Origin of the sequence: Anaerococcus urinomassiliensis, from assembly GCF_900128425.1 — a bacterium.
Lineage (GTDB): Bacteria > Bacillota > Clostridia > Tissierellales > Peptoniphilaceae > Anaerococcus > Anaerococcus urinomassiliensis.
In genome coordinates this window covers 1801825-1821211 of record NZ_LT635782.1, presented here as the reverse complement: position 1 = coordinate 1821211, position 19387 = coordinate 1801825, and the positions used below count along the sequence as shown (strand labels likewise).

Genomic DNA, 19387 nt, shown 5'->3' with positions numbered 1-19387 from the left:
CATACTTATAACGAAAGGATTATAAATGAAAAATACTAAGGTAGTAAGCCTTCATGAAGCCATAGATCGTTATGTAGAGGATGGAGATACTCTATGTCTAGGCGGATTTACAACAAATAGAAAACCATACGCTGCTATTCACGAAATTTTAAGACAAGGTAAAAAAGATTTCATAGGTGAAGGTGGTCCTGCAGGTGGTGACTGGGACCTACTAATAGGTGAAGACAGACTAAAGGCATATATTAACTGCTATACTGCAAACTCAGGATTTTCTAATGTACTAAGAAGATTTAGAGCTAAGGTAGAAAATGGAACCCTTCTAATGGAAGACTATTCACAAGACGTTGAAATGCTTAGATTGCATGCTGCATCTTTGGGTCTACCATATCTACCAGTAAAACTTATGCAAGGTACAGACTTGGTTGACAAATGGGGAATCTCAAAAGAAGAAAGAGAAAAAATCGATAAACTACCAAATGATAAATTCTTCTATGTAACAGACCCATTCTCTGGCGATGATAAGGTAGTAGCAGTTCCGGTTCCTCTAATAGACACTGCAATCATTCACGCCCAAGTAGCATCTCCTGATGGAACAACAAGAATCATTGGTGATGAATTCCACGATGCTGATATAGCTATAGCAGCTAGAAAAACAATCGTAACTTGTGAAGAGCTAATGAGCAATGAAGATATCAGACGTGAACCAACTAAAAACACAATTCCTGGTATGTGTGTTGATGCTGTAGTTCATGTACCAAAGGGAGCTCACCCATCACAATGTTATGGTTACTATGACTATGATGCAAACATCTTAAGAATGTATGAACAAGTTTCTAAGACAGAAGAAGGTTTCAAGGCATTCGTACAAGAATATATCTATGGTACCAAAGACCATGGTGAATACCTAGAAAAAATCGGTATAAAGACTTTATTAAACATAATGGCAGTTCAAGGTTATGGATATGCAACAGATGTATTAAAGAAAAACATAGAAGTTGAAGCAAAAGGAGAGGGTAGCGATAATGAGTAATTACGAAAATTACACAATCAGAGAGATGCAAGCTGTAACTATAGCCCAACAAATCGAAGACGGCCAAATAGTTATAGTAGGAACAGGACTTCCACTAATAGGTGCCTCAGTTGCAAAAACAGTATTTGCACCAAATTGCCAAATCATAGTAGAAAGTGGTCTTATGGACTGTAAACCAATCGAAGTTCCAACTTCAGTAGGTGATATCAGACTTATGGCTCACTGTGCTGTACAATGGCCAAACTATAGATTCATTGGTTTTGAAACAAACGAATGGTTACATGATGAAAATAGAATGATCGCCTTTATAGGTGGTGCACAAATAGACCCATATGGTAACGTAAACTCAACAGTTATCGGTGATTATAATAATCCAAAAACTAGATTTACTGGTTCAGGTGGAGCTAATGGTATAGCTACTTATGTAGATACAGTTATCATGATGCAACACGAAAAAAGAAGATTTATAGAAAAAATTGACTATGTAACATCACCTGGTTATATGGATGGTCCTGGAGGACGTGAAAGAGCTGGCCTTCCAGGCAACAGAGGACCAAAGATGGTAGTTACAGATAAGGGAATCCTTAAATTTGATGAAGAAACAAAGAGAATGTACTTAGCTGGATATTATCCAACATCTTCTATAGAAGAAATAGTAGAAAACACTGGTTTTGAAATAGCAACAGACAAGGCAGTAGAACTTGAAGCTCCAAGCCCAGAAGTTATTAAACTAATTAGGGAAGAAATCGACCCAACTCAAGCATTCATCAAAGTACCTAAGGACTGATAGAGGGGATAGCTCATGGGAAATTATACATTACATCCATATTTCCAAAATATGAAAACAATAGGATCGGAAGTATCCTTAGATAAGGAAAACTGCGACCTACTTTCTGCTGTAGAAAAAGAAATTAGAGATGCCATCAAAGAAGTGCAAGCTGCTGGTAAGCCAGATGAAAAAGTAAATGAAAGAGGAGAATGGACAGTTCTACAAAGAATCCACGAACTTGTAGATGATAAAACTTTTATCCCACTAAACTCATTATTTAACCCAGAAGGCAACAAAAATGGTTCGACAGGTATTATCAAAGGTCTTGGAAAAGTATCTGGCAAATGGTGCCTAATAGTAGGATCAGATAATAAGAAACTTGCAGGTGCATGGGTTGCTGGTCAAGCAGAAAACCTAGTAAGAGCAAGTGATACAGCCAAAAGACTTAATATACCATTAGTATATGTACTAAACTGTTCTGGTGTAAAACTAGATGAACAAGAAAAAGTATATGCTAACAGACGTGGTGGTGGTACACCATTTTACAGAAATGCTGACCTAAACCAACTAGGTATTCCAGTTATAGTAGGTATTTGGGGAACAAACCCAGCTGGTGGTGGTTACCACTCAATATCTCCAACAATAATAATAGCCCACAAGGATGCCAACATGGCAGTAGGTGGTGCAGGTATCGTTGGTGGTATGAATCCAAAGGGCTTTATAGACCAAGAAGGTGCTCAAGATATCATAAATTCAACAAAATCAGCAGGTATCCAAGCTCCTCCAGGATCAGTAGGAATCCACTTTGCTGAAACAGGATTCATGAGAGAAGTTTACTCTAATGAACAAGGAGTATTGCACGGAATCAAAAAATTCGTAAATATGCTTCCAGCTTATGACCTAGACTTCTTTAGAGTTGATGATCCAAAAGAACCACTATTCTCAGCAGATGATATATATTCTATCTTGCCAATGAACACCAAAAAACCTTATGATATGTATGAGGTTATAGCTAGACTTACAGATGGGTCAGAATTTGAAGAGTTCAAAAAAGGCTATGGACCAGAAATGATAACAGGTATAGCAAAAATTAATGGTTTGCCAACAGCTGTTATTGCCAATGCCCAAGGTCTACTAATGAACTACCCAGAATATAAGGCCGCAGGTAGTGTTGGTGTAGGTGGAAAACTATATAGACAGGGACTTATAAAACTAAATGAATTTGTAACTCTATGTGCTAGAGACAAACTACCAATAATCTGGATCCAAGATACTACAGGTATTGATGTAGGAGATGAAGCAGAAAAAGCAGAACTACTAGGACTAGGTCAATCATTGATTTACTCAATCCAAAACTCTGACCTACCTCAAATGGAAATTACTCTAAGGAAGGGTACTGCAGCAGCTCACTATGTATTAGGTGGTCCACAAGGTAATGATACAAATGCCTTCTCCCTAGGAACAGCAGCAACAGAAATCAACGTAATGAACGGTGAAACCGCTTCAATTGCTATGTATTCTAGAAGACTTGTAAAAGATAATAAGGCTGGCAAGGACCTTGATGAAACAATAGAGAAAATGAATGCTCTAATTGATGACTACAAGGAAAAATCAAAACCTATATACACAGCTATAACAGGCATGGTAGATGAAGTTGTAAACCTAAATGCCTTGAGAAATTACATGGTTGCCTTTACAGAAGCAAGCTATCAAAATAAACAACAAATTTGTCCAGTTCACCAAATGATTCTTCCAAGAATAATTAGAGGCTAATCATTCATATATAAAAACATATATAATCATACTTAAGAAAAGCTAATTCAATTGAATTAGCTTTTCCAACGAGTATGATGAGTACATAGTAGTGTTAAATAAATATCGTTAATCGATATTAATATATATAAAGAAGGATGAGGTTATATGGATGATATATATACATTAGGTGTAGATGTAGGCTCTACTGCTACAAAGGCAGTCGTTTTAAGAAATGGTAAAGAGATTGTATCTACAGCTGTAATAGGTGTTGGAGCAGGAACTTCCGGTCCAAAGAGGGTAATGGAAGAAATATTTGAGGGTACAGACCTAAGCAAAGAGGATATGGATTTTATTATGGCCACAGGCTATGGTAGAAACACCTTTGAACTTGCTGATTATCAAATGTCAGAGTTAACATGCCATGCCAAGGGAGCATATTTCTTATTCCCAGGTGTAAAGACAATCATAGACATAGGAGGCCAAGACTCTAAGGCTTTAAGCATTGGAGATAATGGAATCTTAGATAACTTTGTCATGAATGATAAGTGTGCAGCAGGAACAGGAAAATTCCTAGATGTTATTGCAGGTAGACTAGAAGTAGACCTTGATGAACTTGAAAAACTTGATGATCAAGCAGAAGACATAGTAGAAATATCATCTACTTGTACAGTATTTGCCGAATCAGAAGTGATAAGCCAACTATCAAAAGGTACAGACAAACCTAGTATAGTAAAAGGTATTCATAATGCCATAGCTAGCCGTGTAGGAGCCCTAGCTAAAAGAGTAGGGATCAAGGATGATGTGGTATTTACTGGTGGGGTAGCCTTAAACCATGGTATGGTTAGAGCCCTAGAAGAAAACATTGGTCATAAGATAAAAACATCTGAATACTCACAATTAGTAGGAGCCCTAGGAGCAGGACTACTAGGTTATCAAAAAATAGCGAACAAAAGAAAAAGAGAAATGGCACTAAGTGCCAACAAATAGGAGGCTATAATGGAAACAAAAGATAAAGTACAAACAGAATATAAAAAGCCACAAGCCAGCGGAAAACCACGTCCTATAGATGGCAATCCACCAGCAAAAAAGGTCTTATCAGACCTAGTTGAAACTATCTACTCTGACGCTTGGGAAGCTAAAGAAAGAGGAGAGCTAATAGCTTGGACTTCTTCAAAATTCCCAATAGAAATTGCCAAAGCCTTTGGTATCCACTGTGTATATCCAGAAAACCACGCTGCAACAACAGCAGCCAAAAAAGATGGTCTAAGACTTTGCAAAAAAGCAGAAGACATGGGCTATGATAACGACATCTGTGGCTATGCAAGAATATCTCTAGCATATGCAGCTGGTGAACCATCAGATTCAAGAAAAATGCCAATGCCAGACTTGGTATTATGCTGCAACAATATCTGCAACATGATGACAAAATGGTATGAAAACATAGCAAGAATCCATGATATACCAATGGTAATGGTAGACTTCCCATTCCAAAACACCCAAGAAGTATCAGAAGAAAAAATTGACTACATGGTAGGCCAATTTGAATATGCTATCAAACAACTAGAAGAGATTACAGGCAAGAAATTTGACCAAGAAAAATTCGATGAAGCTTGTAACATAGCTAATAGAACAGCAGCTGCATGGCTAAAGGCATGTAACTACATGGCTTACAAACCATCACCACTAAGTGGTTTTGACCTATTTAACCACATGGCTGATATAGTAACAGCAAGGGTTGATGAAAGAGCAGCAAGAGGTTTTGAACTATTAGCAGAAGAATACGAACAATCTATAAAAGAAGGAACATCAACATGGACTAAGCCAGAAGAGCACAGAATCCTATTTGAAGGAATCCCATGCTGGCCAGGTCTAAGAAAATTATTTGAACCACTTGAAGAAAACGGAGTAAATGTAGCAGCAGTAGTATACGCACCAGCCTTTGGTTTCCAATATGATGGAATCCGTGAAATGGCAGCAGCTTACTCTAAGGCTCCATGCTCTGTATGTATAGAAGATGGTATCGAGTGGAGAAGTAACATGGCCCGTGATAATGGTATAGACGGAGCCCTAGTAAACTACAACAGATCATGTAAACCATGGTCAGGTGCTATGCCAGAAATGGAAAGACAATGGAGAGACTCCCTTGATATTCCAGTAGTTAACTTTGATGGAGACCAAGCGGACTCAAGAAACTTCTCAGAAGAACAATACAAAACTCGTGTTCAAGGCTTAATCGAAATTATGAATGAAAGACGTGATGAAAGACTAGCTAAAGGCGAGGACCAATATACCAACCACGAAAACACAAAATTATCTGATTTAGAGAAAAAAATACAAACTCCAACAGATGATAAAAATAAACAAGCTCAATAAGATCTATACAGGAGAATAAAATGGAAATAAAGCAACTATTAGAAACTTTTGATCATGTTGCCCACTCACAACGTGAACAAATAGATAAATATCTAGAAGAAGGCAAAAAAGTAGTAGGGGTTTTCCCTTACTACGCTCCTGAAGAAATCATTCATGCAGCTGGAGCAGTTCCAATAGAAATATGGGGAGGATCAGGTCCAATAGACCTAGCCAAACAATATTTCCCAACCTTCTACTATTCATTAGCAATGAGATGTATGGAAATGGCCTTAGATGGATCCCTAGATGGCCTATCTGCTACAATGATAACAACCCTTGATGATACCCTAAGACCATTATCTCAAAACTATAAGGTAGCAGTTGGAGATAAGATACCAATGATTTTTCTAAATCATGGTCAACATAGAAAAGAAGAGTTTGGTATTACATACAACGCTAGATTATTCAAACAAGCAGCTGAAGAATTAAAAAAAGCCCTAGGTATTGATGAAATCAAAGATGAAGACTTCAAAAAAACCTTTGAAATCTATAACAAAAATAGGGCACTAAAAAGAGAATTTGTAAAATTAGCAGGAGACCATAGACAAACTATATCTACTAAAGATAGGTCTAATGTTATAAAATCTTCTTATTTTATGCTAAAAGAAGAGCACAATGAACTCTTAGAAGACTTGGTAAGCCAACTAAGAGAAATGCCAAAAGAAGAATGGGAAGGTCCAAGAGTAGTAACTAGTGGTGTAATAGCAGACAATGAGGGACTACTTGAAGTTCTTGACGAATATAAAATCAACATAGTAGATGATGATATAGCAGCAGAATCTAGAGGATTCAAGGTAGATATCGATACATCAATAGAAGACCCATATAGGGCCCTATCTGATCAATTTGCAAGAATGGACGAAGATCCAATCCTATATGACCCAGACATAACAAAAAGACCAAAATATGTCCTAAACCAAGCCTTAGAAAGAGATGCAGATGCTTGTATCTTATTTATGATGACCTTCAATGATACTGAAGAAATGGAATACCCATCATTGAAGAAAGCCTATGATAAGGCAGGTGTACCACTAATAAAAATGGGATATGATCAAACTATGTCTGACTTTGCTCAAGTTAGAACCCAACTAGAAACCCTAGCAGACCTAGTAGAATTAAATAGATTCTAGATAAACAATAAAAAACTGGCCCAAGAAAATCTCTGGGTCAGTTTTTGTATATAAGATCATTTTTATTTTATAGATTGAACATGATAAATTAGCCATCTAGGCATACAAAAGGATAATAAAAATGATAGTTTATGTAAATAGGCCCACAGGACCTATACATTCCAATTATTTCTAGTGTTAACGATAATTGTCATGCACTAATATTATACTTATCAAAAAAAATGTGGCAATGGTAATTTCATATTGATAAAAACATTTAAATATAATATACTTTTGTAAAGGAGTTTATATGAAATTTGATGAGTTAAAAAAGCTAATTAAAGATGCTCTCCTAAAGGCTGGCTTGTCCGAAGAGGATGCTGAACTTTTGGCCCAAGTTCACACAGAATCATCAAGAGACGGTGTTTATTCTCATGGACTAAATAGAGTAGGTAAATTCATAGAACTTGTTGAGGATGGGACAATAGACATAAAGGCTGAGCCAACTCTTATAAAGTCTATGGCAATGGTTGAACAATACGACGGTAACTTTGGCATAGGAGTAAAAAATGCTATTTTTGCATCAAATAGGGCAAAAAGCTTGGCAAAAGAATATGGCCTTGGACTAGTCAGCCTAAGAAATACTACCCACTGGCAAAGGGCGTCTACATACACTATGAATATTAGCAAGGAAAATCTCATAGGCATAGCTTGGTCAAACACTGACTCCAATATGCCAGCTTGGGGATCAGATAAGGTTAATATTGGTAACAATCCTCTATCTATTGCACTGCCAGATAATGACTTTGTTTTGGATATGGCTATGAGCCAGTATTCTTTTGGCAAACTCCAAGTAACTGCATCAGCAGGAGAAGAACTAGCCTATATTGGTGGCCTAGATAAGGATGGCAATGAAAGTAAAAATCCTAAGGATATTATTAATGGAGGCCTTGCCTATCCAATGGGATATTGGAAGGGGTCGGGACTTGCCATAGCACTCGATATGCTAGCTGCAATGCTTGCTGATGGCAATACTACTTACGATGTCAATAAGTTGGACAAGGGGATGTGTATAGGCATAAGTCAAGTTTTTATTGCCATAGACCCGAATAATTTTACCGATGATTTTGAGAAAAAAATGAGTGATACTATAGCCTACATCAAGAAAGGATCTGACAGCACTTCTTATCCGGGAGAAAGAATGATAATAAAGAGAAAAGAGTCCTTAGAAAAGGGCATAGAAGTCGATGAAGAATATGTGAAAAAGTTAAAGGATTATATTTATGGAGAAAAATAACAACAAAAAAAGATGGCTAGCAGCAGGATTAGCCCTATTAGTTTTACTAGTTTCCCTATTTACTGAGGGAAAGGAAGCAAAAATAGATGAGAACAAAATTAGAAAAGAAGCCTTTGATAAATTTTATCAGATGGATGAAGAAGAAATATATGGCTCAAATCCTCTCCAGAAAATTTCTGTAATAAATGTTGACGGAGTAATCGCCAATGACGCCAATAACGATACTATTGTTGACTTGCTAGAAGATGCTCGCAAGGATCCAAATGTAGCAGGGGTTATTATGCACATAAATTCTCCAGGTGGATCTGTTTATGCAAGCGAGAAGATCTACAAAGAGATTAAAAAACTCCAAGAAGAAAATAAACCAGTCTATTCTGTAATGCAAGAACTTGCAGCAAGTGGTGGATACTATATCTCAGCTCCTTGTGACAAGATTTTCGCATCTAACGAGACCTTTACTGGTTCAATTGGAGTTATAATGCAGTCATATTCTCTAGAAGGCTTATTTGAAAAATATGGCATTAAGGAACAAAATATCACAACTGGCAAAATGAAAGATGCAGGCTCTCCTGGCAAGGCACTTGATAAGGAAGAAAAAGAATACTTACAAAACTTAGTTGACTCTGCCTTTTCTCGTTTTGTCAAAGTCGTAGCAGATGGTAGAGATATGTCAGAAGCTGATGTTAGAAAGCTAGCTGATGGTAGGGTATATGATGGAAGTCAGGCTTTAGAAAATGGATTGGTTGATAAAATTGGAGACCTGGACGATGCTTATAAGGATATGGCAAAAGAATACAACTTATCAGATCCAATGCTAGTTGAAAAATCAGATGTATTTTCAAATTTTAGTAAATATTTCCCTGGTTTTAAGTCTTTTACAGACAAGCCGAAGTCAGAACTTCAAATTTTACAAGAGTTAATGAATAGTGAAAGTAAAAAACCGTTGTATCTATACGGGGGTTATTATGAGTGAACTTAAGCTAAGAGATTATAAGGACCTTCCTAGTTTTGCTTATGCAGGTTTTTTCATAAGATTAGTAGCCTTTGCAATTGATATGCTAGTTGTTTATGGTTTGAAAAGAATCATTATAAGTTTTGTTAATATTGAACTTGCTTTTAATTTACAAGTAGAGGTCTTAGTGTATTGGATTATTACTCTGGCTTATTTTACCCTCACCACATATTTTAATAAGGGGCAAACACTTGGCAAGATGATTACCAATATACGTGTCGTTAGTTTAGATGGAAGCGATTTAGACTTCCTACAAATTGTTTCACGTGAAACATTTGGAAGATACATCCAAAACAAATTTATGTTTTTGTATTTGATAGTAGGTTTTGCTCCTATGAAACAATCTCTTACGGATATACTTTCAGATACTGTCGTAGTAAGGGAAAATGTTAGTTTATATTTTAATGAAAAAGATTTAGAAATAGTCACAAATTAATATAAAATACAACTGACAAAAACCTAAAAATATGCCAAAGATTGAAAACAAGACTTTGTACCAAATTTTCAAAAGCATACTATATGTGGTATAATTTAATAAGAAACCTAGAAATAAACACTATATCTAGTGTTTATTTTTCTTTGTTAAAATTGAGGAGTAATAATGGAAATAATTAAAAGAGATGGGACCTATGTTCCATTCGAACAAGAAAAAATCGAGATAGCTATAAAAAAATCTTTTGCTTCTGTTGACTCTATGGTTACTGACGAAAAGTTAAAATATATGTCAGAAAAAATTGTAGCAACCATCAAGGAAAAATATCCCAAAGACCACACAGTTACAGTAGAAGAAGTACAAGATTTAGTCGAGCTAACTCTTATTGATGAAAATTATTACAGAGAAGTAAAATCTTACATCCTATACAGAGCCAAACACAATATGGATCGTAAGGTTATTACTGATTTTGAAAACTTTATTACTGATAAAGAAGTACTAAGAATACTTGAAGATATCCAAGAAGAGTTTGACAACCAAAGATATCCAATTGAATCTTTATATTTAAAATTTGAATCTTTCACCAAGCCAAATATGACAGATATGGACTACCTAAAAGCCTTAATCCGCGCTGCAAGTGAGCTTACAAGCAAGGAAGGTCCAGATTGGGAAATCATAGCAGCTAGGTTCTTAATGTATGAAATCGACCTAGAAATCGAAAGAAACGAAGAAAGATTTGATATCTATGACTTCAAATCAAAAATTGAATACCTTACACAAGCAGGTCTTTATGGAGAATATATCTTAGAAAACTACAGCTCTGACGACCTTGATGAGCTTGAAAGCTGCCTTAACAAGGACCGCGACAAATTATTTACATTCTCTGGTCTAGACTTAGTGAGGAAAAGATACCTTATTAAGACTTTCACTGGTGATATCATAGAAAGTGTTCAAGAAATGTTTATGGGTATTGCCATGCACCTTGCTATTCCAGAAAAAGACAGAGTGGCCTTTGCCAAAAGACTTTATGATATACTTTCAAGCCTAAAAGCAACTATGGCAACACCAACAATGACCAATGCTAGAAAGCCATTTAATCAACTTTCCTCTTGCTTTATAGACACAGTTCCAGATACGCTAAAGGGAATCTACCGTTCTATAACAAACTTTGCCGAAGTTTCCAAACACGGTGGAGGTATGGGACTTTATTTCGGTAAGGTTCGCGCCAACGGATCCGATATCCGTGGTTTTGAGGGAGTTGCAGGTGGAGTTATCCGTTGGATAAGACTTGCTAATGACACAGCAGTTGCTGTAGACCAACTAGGAGTGCGCCAAGGTGCAGTTGCCTGCTATCTAGATATCTGGCATAAGGATATACCAGAATTCTTGGCCCTAAAGACCAATAACGGGGATGACCGCATGAAAGCCCACGACATCTTCCCAGGTGTTTGCGTTCCAGATTATTTCTGGGAACTTTGCAGGGATGATATAAACGCAACCTGGCATATGTTTGATCCACACGAAGTGGACAAAAAATACGGCAAGGCCCTAGAAGATACCTATGGAGATGAGTGGAAAGAATTCTACCTAAAACTTGTAGACGACAAGAAAATATCTCGCCGTACCATGCCTGTAAAAGAAATGGTAAGATTACTAATCAAATCATGGACAGAAACAGGTACACCATTTGTCTTTAATAGAGATGCAGTAAATAAGATGAACCCTAACAAACACAAGGGCATGATTTATTCATCAAACCTATGTACCGAAATCGCCCAAAATATGAGCCCATCAGAGACAGTTTCAACAGAAATAGTAGATGAAAATGGCGATACAATCATAGTAAATAAAACAAAACCAGGAGACTTTGTTGAATGTAACCTAGCAAGCCTAACCCTAGGTACGTTAGATGTAAATGATCAAGCAGAACTTGAAGAAACAGTAAGAACAGTAGTCCGTGCCCTAGATAACGTAATAGATCTAAACTACTATCCAACACCATATGCAGAAGTAACCAACAAAAAATACCGTGCCATTGGCCTTGGCACGAGTGGCTACCACCATATGCTAGTAAAAAATGACATCAAATGGTCAAACAAAGAAGCTCACGGAGAATTTGTTGATAGGGTCTACGAAGATATCAACTACTATGCTATCAAAGAATCCATGGAAATAGCCAAAGAAAAAGGATCCTACAAAGAATTTGAAGGATCTGACTGGCAAAATGGTGACTACTTCAAACTTAGAGATTATAAGAGCCAAAGATGGGAAGAACTAAAAGCAGAAGTTGCCAAAAACGGCCTAAGAAATGGCTACCTAATGGCCATAGCTCCAACAGGATCAACATCAATCATATCCGGCACATCGGCAGGAGTTGACCCAATCATGAGCCGCTACTTCCTAGAAGAAAAAAAGGGCGCTATAGTACCAAGGGTAGCACCAGGACTAACAACCAAAACCTTCTGGCTTTACGAAAACGCCCACGACATCGACCAAAACATCTCAATGGAGATGGCAGGAGTAAGACAACGACACATAGACCAAGCCCAATCAATCAATATCTACATCACAACAGAATACACCATGAGACAAATCCTAAATGTCTACATCAAAGCATGGGAATCAGGAGTAAAATCAATCTACTATGTAAGAGGCAAGAGCCTAGAAGTAGAAGATTGTGATTCTTGTGCAAGTTAGGGATTATATCCTTTGATAATCTCCTTATACAATGTATAGTAAATGTATAGTGATAGGAGGTTTCTTGATGGCACAATCACAAATAAATGTACGTATAGATTCAGATACAAAAAAAGATGCAGAAAGAGTATGTTCTGATATAGGTATTTCCCTGTCATCAGCAATTAACATATATTTAAAGAAAATTGTAAGAGAAAATAGGATACCCTTTGAATTAGAAGCGGATTCATTTTATAGTCCAAAAAATCTGGAAAAACTTGAACAATTAATAGATGATTATGAGAATGGAAGGATTGAGATTGTAAATCATGAACTAATCGAGGAGTGATTTGAGAAGTATTGAGTGGGTTTTGCCCGCATGGGAAGATTACCTTGCACGGCAAAAGCAGGATAAGAAAATATTTAAAAAGATAAATGAGTTAATAAAAGTTAGTATAAGAACGCCTTTTGAAGGAATTGGGAAACCAGAACCACTTAAGTCAAATTATGCAGGTTATTGGAGCAGGCGAATAAATCAAGAGCACAGAATGGTTTATAAAGTTTTGGATGATAAAATAGTAATTATAGCATGTAAAGGTCATTATATGTAAAGGAGCAATCAATGGAAGAAAGTAAAAAAAGAGAAGTTGGCAAGCGTGGGATTTTTAATGAGGATGGGGATATTGATCTTTCTAAGAGAAAGATTATCCAAGGTAATACCACAAACCTAAACGATTTTAATAACCTTAAATATACATGGACTAGCGATTGGTACAGGCAAGCTATGAACAATTTCTGGATTCCAGAGGAAATAAATTTAAACCAAGATATTAAAGATTATCGCAATCTTGATGAACATGAGAAATTTGCCTTTGATAGGATTATTTCATTTTTGACCTATCTAGATTCTATACAAACAGCAAATTTACCAAATCTACAGACCTATATCACAGCAAATGAGATAAATCTTTGCCTATCAATTCAAACCTACCAAGAGTCCATCCACTCTCAATCATATTCATATATATTAGATACAATCTGTTCGCCAGAAGAGCGTAGCAAGATCTTGTATATGTGGAAAGATGACGAACACTTGCTTCACAGAAATGAATATATAGGCGACCAATACAATCATTTCCTAGAAAGGGATGATGAGTTTAACTTTATGAAGGCTATAATTGCAAATTACATCCTTGAAGGTATATATTTCTATTCAGGTTTCTCATTTTTCTACAACCTAGGACGTAACGGCAAGATGCCAGGAACTGTTCAAGAGATAAGGTATATCAACCGTGATGAAAATACTCACTTGTGGTTGTTTAGGTCCTTAATCAACGACCTTAAAAAGGAAAGAGAAGACTTATTTACTGAAGAGCACATCAAATATTACACAGAAATGCTCAAAGAAGGTGTAGAAGAAGAGATTGCTTGGGGCAAATACGCTATTGGTGATAATATAGCTGGGCTAAATGGCAAGATGATTGAAGATTATATCAAATATCTAGGAAATCTAAGAGCAAAAGGCTTAGGATTTGGTCCAATCTATGAAGGATATAACGAAATACCAAGTTCAATGAAATGGGTAGATGAATACTCAGATCCAAACCAAGTAAAAACAGATTTCTTCGAAGCAAAAGTATCTGCTTACTCCAAATCATCAGTAATAGAAGACGACTTATAAAAAGCGAACCCTCCGGGGTTCTTTTTTTATTCCTAGTATTAAAATTCCAAAGTTTAAATGCAGATAAAAAAATTTTTCTAAAAAAGTTGAACACTGTTCATTATGCTGGTATCATACTTTTGTAACAACAAATGAACGTTGTTCATTTTTAAAAAAGGAGGGATAGGATTGGTAATTTACAAATCGAATGATAAGAAAGCACTGATTATGGATGCGGCTATTAGAGTTTTTCAAAGAAAGGGTCTGGAGAAGACTTCTGTTAGAGACATTATGAAGGAGGCTGGTTTTGGCCTTGGAACTTTTTATCTTTATTACAAGGATAAAAACGACCTTAAGGAGAAATTAGTTTTAGATTTGGCAAGCTCTATCATTATCAATGCTGAGAATTCTTGTATAGGCGAAGATCCGATCGAAAGATATATATCTTTTGTCGATTATATTATCGATTATCTGATTGCCAATCCATTCGAACTAGACCTTCTTAGCAAAAATATTACTTGGGCACTTTATACCGAGATTGAAAATGATCAAAGGTTAAGAGAGGCTGATTCGACTCTAAAATTTATTCTAAATAAATATGAGAATTTATTTTCGCACTCATTTACAGAGCCCCAACAGCTTTACATACTTTCCCTTACTATTGAAAATATCATTTCCACTTGCAAGAGTGCCTTGATGGAAGAATCTGTTCTTTCAATAGATGAGATGAAATCAGTTTTGTTTGCTGTTATTAGAAAAATATTTAAGTAAACGGGAGATTAATAATGAAAAGAATTGCAAATTTTATTTCACATCATGCAAAGTTAGTCCTCTTGGTAATGACGTTATTGCTAATTCCTTCATGGATAGGCTATAAGAACACTGGTGTGAACTACGACATTCTCTCCTACTTGCCAAGTGACCTTGAGTCTACCCAAGGCCAAGAAATTCTAGATAAAGATTTTAAAAATGCTGCTACGGGGATGTTGATCCTAAAGGGATCTGACTACGATGCAGATAAGCTAAAAAAAGAGATTCTAGAAATTGATGGTGTTGAGGATGTTATTTCAAAATCCTCTATTGTGGGGGATACAGTACCAAATGAATTTTTGCCTGACAATATAAGAGATACCTTTTATGCTGAAGATTCGACTCTCTTGATGATCAAATTCGCAGAGTCATCATCTTCATTTAGAACTATGGAGGCCATAGATCAAATTAAGGCTCTTGAGTCTAAGGAAAAGTACCTATCAGGTATATCATCTTTGGTAAAAGATACCAAGGATTTGATTGACCACGAAACCCCTATATATGTAGGTTTGGCAGTTGCTCTTGCCCTTATAGTATTAAGTTTGGCAAATGAATCAACTATAATTCCTTTCCTATTTATGCTAAACATAGGCTATGCCATTTTGTATAACTTTGGTACAAACATATTTTTGGGAGAGATTTCATATATCACAAAGGCAATTGCAGCAGTATTACAACTAGCTGTAACTACTGACTATTCAATATTCCTTTACCACAGATATGTTGAAAAGAAAAAGACTACAGAAAATAATGAAGATGCTATGGCAAAGGCCATAGAGTCCACTGTTGCATCAATCTTTGCATCTTCTCTTACTACCTTTGCAGGATTTTTAGTCCTACTTTTGATGAGACTTGGTCTTGGTAAAGATATTGGACTTGTTATGAGTAAGGGTGTGCTTTTGGGTCTAATTTCAACAGTTGTTGTCCTTCCACCAATGCTATTGCTATCAGAAAAATGGGTCAACAGATTTAACCATAAAGTACTATTGCCAGAATTTGATAAGACTTCAAATTTTACATTAAAATACAGAAAAACTTTATTTATTGTATTTTTGGCCCTCTTTATACCAGCAGCATATGGTTCAAATCACACTGACCTTTACTACAACTTAGACAGGTCCTTGCCACAAGATTTGGACTCTATAGTAGCCCTAAACAAGATGAAAAAAGATTACAATATGGCTTCCACTCACTTTGTAGTTGTAAAAGAAGACCTAAGCAAGCAATCTATAAATGAAATGGTAGATCAACTAGAAGATGTTGAAGGTGTAAACAATGTTCTTAGTGTAAACTCTGCAACAGGTCTAACCCTACCATCTAGCGTCTTGCCAGATAAGCTACAAGACAATTTTGTGAAAAATGGCTATCAAATGATTATGCTAAATTCCAAATACCAAACAGCTTCCCCAGAAGTTAAAAAACAAATAGGGGAGATAAAGAAGATTGTCAAAGCTCATGACCCTGATGGATACTTAACAGGAGAAGCGGTTCTTACCGATGACCTTACAGAAATATCTGATCGTGACTTCAAGATGGTAAATATTGCATCAATTGCAGTTGTATTTGTCATAATAGCCGTTGTATTTAAGTCATTTGCTATCCCGGTTGTATTAATTGCAGCAATAGAACTTGCGATCTTCATCAATATGGGTATTCCTTTCTACACAGGAAAAACAATACCATTTATAACATCAATAATAATTGGTGTAGTACAACTTGGATCTACAATTGACTACTCAATACTAATGACAGATAGGTTCTTGTTTGAATACAAAAAAAGAAAAGATAAGAACGAGGCCCTAGCTGTTGCAACAAAAGAGACAGCAAAATCAATAGTAACATCTGCCCTATCATTTTTTGCAGCAACTATCGGCGTAGGTATATATTCAAAAATGGAAATAGTATCAACTATATGTATATTCTTGGCAAGAGGAGCTATAATTTCAATGCTTGTAATTATAATCTTCCTACCAGCAATCATTAGTATAACATTCCCATTTATCAAAAAGACTACCAAAGGCTTAAACTAGGAGGAAATTAATGAAAAATAAATTCGTCAAAGCACTTGCAGTTCTAACAGTATCTTCAGTCTTGGGAACAAATGTATCCTATGCTGCAAGTGATAACTTAAAGAAAAGTGAAACAATATATGTAACAGTAGAAGATGGCAAGATAACCGACCAAACAGCTTCTGTTTGGCTAAACTCAGATAAAAATATCAAGGCAAAGGATAAATCAAACCTAAAAGATATAAAAAACCTTGAAACAGACCAAGAAATCAAGACTAGTGATGGCTACATCAACTGGAATGAAAAAGATGAGGATATCTACTATCAAGGCAAATCTGATCAAAAACTTCCAGTAGATGTAAAGGTGACCTACTATCTTGATGGTAAAGAAATATCATCAAAAGACCTAGAAGGCAAAAGCGGCCATCTAAAAATTGTAGCAAGCTCAACAAATAATATCAGTAGCCAAGCTGTTATAGACGGCAAGGAGAAAAAAGTATACTCTCCATATGCAGTTGTAACAGTAATGAGCTTTGATTCTGACAAAGTTACAAATATAGAAACACCAGATGGCAAAATTGTAAAAGATGGCAAAAACGACATAGTAACAGGACTCTTAACTCCTGGTCTAAAGGAAAACTTAACAGATGTCATAGAAGCAGATAAACTTGATAGATTCAAAGAAAACCTAGAAATAGAAATGGATGTCACCGACTACAAAGTAAGTGAAATCTATGCAGTAATTACCAACGAATTCTTCCAAGAAGACAACAACCTAGCTTCCCTAGACGACCTAAATGATGGCATAGGAGAGCTAGAAAGCAATATGGATAAGTTGGTAGATGCTGGAGACCAACTAAACGACGGTGGCCAAAAATTAAACGATGGTCTTGGCAAATTTGCCGATGGAAGTAAAAAGCTTAGCGATGGATCAACAAAGTTAGTAAATTCTTACGAAAAATTTGCCAATGCCTTCAAAGATTTGCCAGCCAAAACTCAAGAAATCTCAGGAGCTGTAACAAAGCTTAACCAAGGTGGTTCATCACTTAATGCTGGCATAGGCCAATACACCGAAGCTGTTAGCGAGATCAACGCAAATATGGACAAGCTAAATAAGGGTGCAAATGACCTTGATGCAGGTGCTGGTAAACTAGATGCAGGACTTGGCCAACTATCCGAAGCCACAGGAACACTAAGAGAAAAAACCTCAGCTATATCTGGTAGTGAAGGCATAGCATCATTAAGTAAATCACTAGCAAGTCTCCAAACTGGCCTAGATGACTTTGGCAAAAATGTTAAACCACTAGCAAATGGCGTAAGTGAACTTGACGGTGGCCTAGGCAAACTAGAAGAATCATCAGCTTCCCTAAGCCAAGGAATAGAAAAACTAAATCAAACAGCTCAAAATTCACCAAGCCTATCTGCTTCTGTAGAAGACATCATAGCTAAAGCAACTGCCATAGAAGGTATTGCAGCAAGTCTTGAAAGCAAAGATGTTGATGGATCATATGCTGATGAAATCTATACCCTAAGACAATTAGAAAGTGGCCTATACGCCCAAGCTGAAAATCTTAAAGCAAGTGCCCAAGTCAATGGAGCTATTAGCCAAGGCTTAGCAGGTCTAAACCAAGGATCCAAAGAATTAAATGCAGGAATTAGCCAAGCTCATAAGGGAAGTGCTGAGCTAAGTCAAAAACTAAATGTAGCCAGTGGCCAATTAGAAGAAGCGTCAGGAAAACTTGCTGCAGGAGTTGGTAAACTAGACAGTGGCCTATCAAATTCTGATTTGGTAAAATTGGGCCAAGCTATAGGTCAAATGGACGATGCTACAAAAGAATTAAAACAAGGTTCAGAGAGGTTAAAAGCAGGAACTAGCCAAAACAAAGAAGGTGTAGCAAAACTTGCTGGCGCTATGGGCCAATTAGATGGAAAATCATCTGACCTAAAAGATGGTTCTAAGCAATTATCTGATGGTCTAGCTCAATTTGAAGAAAGATCAAAAGCTTTATCCAGCCTTGGAGATATCAATGAAAAAGCTATAAATCCTATGGGCAAGGGAATAGGCGATTTAAACAATGGTATCCAAGAGCTAAGAAATGCAGCCCTACAAATCAAAGAAGGTTCAGATACCTACCAAGCAAATTACCAAGAATTTAACCAAGGTCTAAAGGATTACAAGACTAAGGGCATAGATGAACTTTCAAACAAAACAGGAGATGCCCAAAAGATCTCAGATATCCTAGATGAGATGTCAAAACTAGCCAAAGAAAACAATGCAATCTCTGGTTCAACAGATGACTTTGAGACAAGATCTAGAATTATAGAAAAGATTAAGTAGAAAAATACAAGTGAATCCAGATTGATTTGGATTCACTTATTTTTTTCAATAGATAAGTTAAGAAATAAAAAAAGGGA

General features: G+C 36.3%; 16 protein-coding genes. All 16 read left to right on the top strand.

Features of this window, described 5'->3' with window-relative positions; translation table 11 throughout:
* Positions 1–25: 25 nt before the first annotated feature.
* Positions 26–1030 carry a glutaconate CoA-transferase subunit A gene (gene gctA / locus BQ7474_RS09585; protein ID WP_073998638.1) on the top strand — a complete coding sequence of 335 codons (1005 nt, stop codon included), beginning with the start codon at positions 26–28 and terminating at the stop codon, positions 1028–1030.
* Positions 1023–1817 carry a glutaconate CoA-transferase subunit B gene (gctB, locus tag BQ7474_RS09580; RefSeq protein WP_073998637.1) on the top strand — a complete coding sequence of 265 codons (795 nt, stop codon included), beginning with the start codon at positions 1023–1025 and terminating at the stop codon, positions 1815–1817. The genes gctA and gctB overlap by 8 nt, the downstream gene beginning before the upstream one ends.
* 15 nt (positions 1818–1832) lie before the next feature.
* Complete coding sequence (locus tag BQ7474_RS09575) at positions 1833–3572, top strand: acyl-CoA carboxylase subunit beta (RefSeq protein ID WP_073998636.1); 1740 nt, start codon at positions 1833–1835, stop codon at positions 3570–3572.
* A gap of 147 nt (positions 3573–3719) precedes the next feature.
* Positions 3720–4541 carry an acyl-CoA dehydratase activase gene (locus BQ7474_RS09570; protein WP_073998635.1) on the top strand — a complete coding sequence of 274 codons (822 nt, stop codon included), beginning with the start codon at positions 3720–3722 and terminating at the stop codon, positions 4539–4541.
* Between the two features lie 9 nt (positions 4542–4550).
* Positions 4551–5927 (top strand): 2-hydroxyacyl-CoA dehydratase subunit D, encoded by a 1377-nt coding sequence (locus tag BQ7474_RS09565; RefSeq protein WP_073998634.1) that lies wholly within the window; start codon positions 4551–4553, stop codon positions 5925–5927.
* Positions 5928–5947: 20 nt separating this feature from the next.
* Positions 5948–7096, top strand: a complete 1149-nt coding sequence (locus BQ7474_RS09560) for a 2-hydroxyacyl-CoA dehydratase subunit D (protein ID WP_073998633.1) — start codon at positions 5948–5950, stop codon at positions 7094–7096.
* A gap of 289 nt (positions 7097–7385) precedes the next feature.
* The gene (locus BQ7474_RS09555) at positions 7386–8372 is read left to right on the top strand and encodes an Ldh family oxidoreductase (protein ID WP_073998632.1); all 987 of its coding nucleotides are present in this window, start codon (positions 7386–7388) and stop codon (positions 8370–8372) included.
* Positions 8359–9345 (top strand): signal peptide peptidase SppA, encoded by a 987-nt coding sequence (gene sppA / locus BQ7474_RS09550; protein WP_073998631.1) that lies wholly within the window; start codon positions 8359–8361, stop codon positions 9343–9345. Before BQ7474_RS09555 ends, sppA begins: the two co-directional genes overlap by 14 nt.
* A complete protein-coding gene (locus tag BQ7474_RS09545) occupies positions 9338–9820 on the top strand; it encodes an RDD family protein (protein ID WP_073998630.1) in 483 nt (160 codons plus the stop codon). The genes sppA and BQ7474_RS09545 overlap by 8 nt, the downstream gene beginning before the upstream one ends.
* Before the next feature lie 165 nt (positions 9821–9985).
* Complete coding sequence (locus BQ7474_RS09540; protein WP_073998629.1) at positions 9986–12514, top strand: ribonucleoside-diphosphate reductase subunit alpha; 2529 nt, start codon at positions 9986–9988, stop codon at positions 12512–12514.
* 67 nt (positions 12515–12581) lie between these two features.
* Positions 12582–12842 (top strand): type II toxin-antitoxin system RelB/DinJ family antitoxin, encoded by a 261-nt coding sequence (locus tag BQ7474_RS09535; RefSeq protein ID WP_073998628.1) that lies wholly within the window; start codon positions 12582–12584, stop codon positions 12840–12842.
* A gap of 1 nt (position 12843) precedes the next feature.
* Complete coding sequence (locus tag BQ7474_RS09530) at positions 12844–13104, top strand: Txe/YoeB family addiction module toxin (RefSeq protein ID WP_073998627.1); 261 nt, start codon at positions 12844–12846, stop codon at positions 13102–13104.
* Between the two features lie 11 nt (positions 13105–13115).
* Complete coding sequence (locus tag BQ7474_RS09525) at positions 13116–14174, top strand: ribonucleotide-diphosphate reductase subunit beta (protein ID WP_073998626.1); 1059 nt, start codon at positions 13116–13118, stop codon at positions 14172–14174.
* A 207-nt stretch (positions 14175–14381) separates the two neighbouring features.
* The gene (locus tag BQ7474_RS09520) at positions 14382–14924 is read left to right on the top strand and encodes a TetR/AcrR family transcriptional regulator (protein WP_073998836.1); all 543 of its coding nucleotides are present in this window, start codon (positions 14382–14384) and stop codon (positions 14922–14924) included.
* Between the two features lie 14 nt (positions 14925–14938).
* Positions 14939–16993 (top strand): efflux RND transporter permease subunit, encoded by a 2055-nt coding sequence (locus tag BQ7474_RS09515; protein ID WP_073998625.1) that lies wholly within the window; start codon positions 14939–14941, stop codon positions 16991–16993.
* A gap of 10 nt (positions 16994–17003) precedes the next feature.
* The gene (locus tag BQ7474_RS09510) at positions 17004–19310 is read left to right on the top strand and encodes a YhgE/Pip domain-containing protein (RefSeq protein WP_073998624.1); all 2307 of its coding nucleotides are present in this window, start codon (positions 17004–17006) and stop codon (positions 19308–19310) included.
* The last annotated feature ends 77 nt before the right edge of the window (positions 19311–19387 follow it).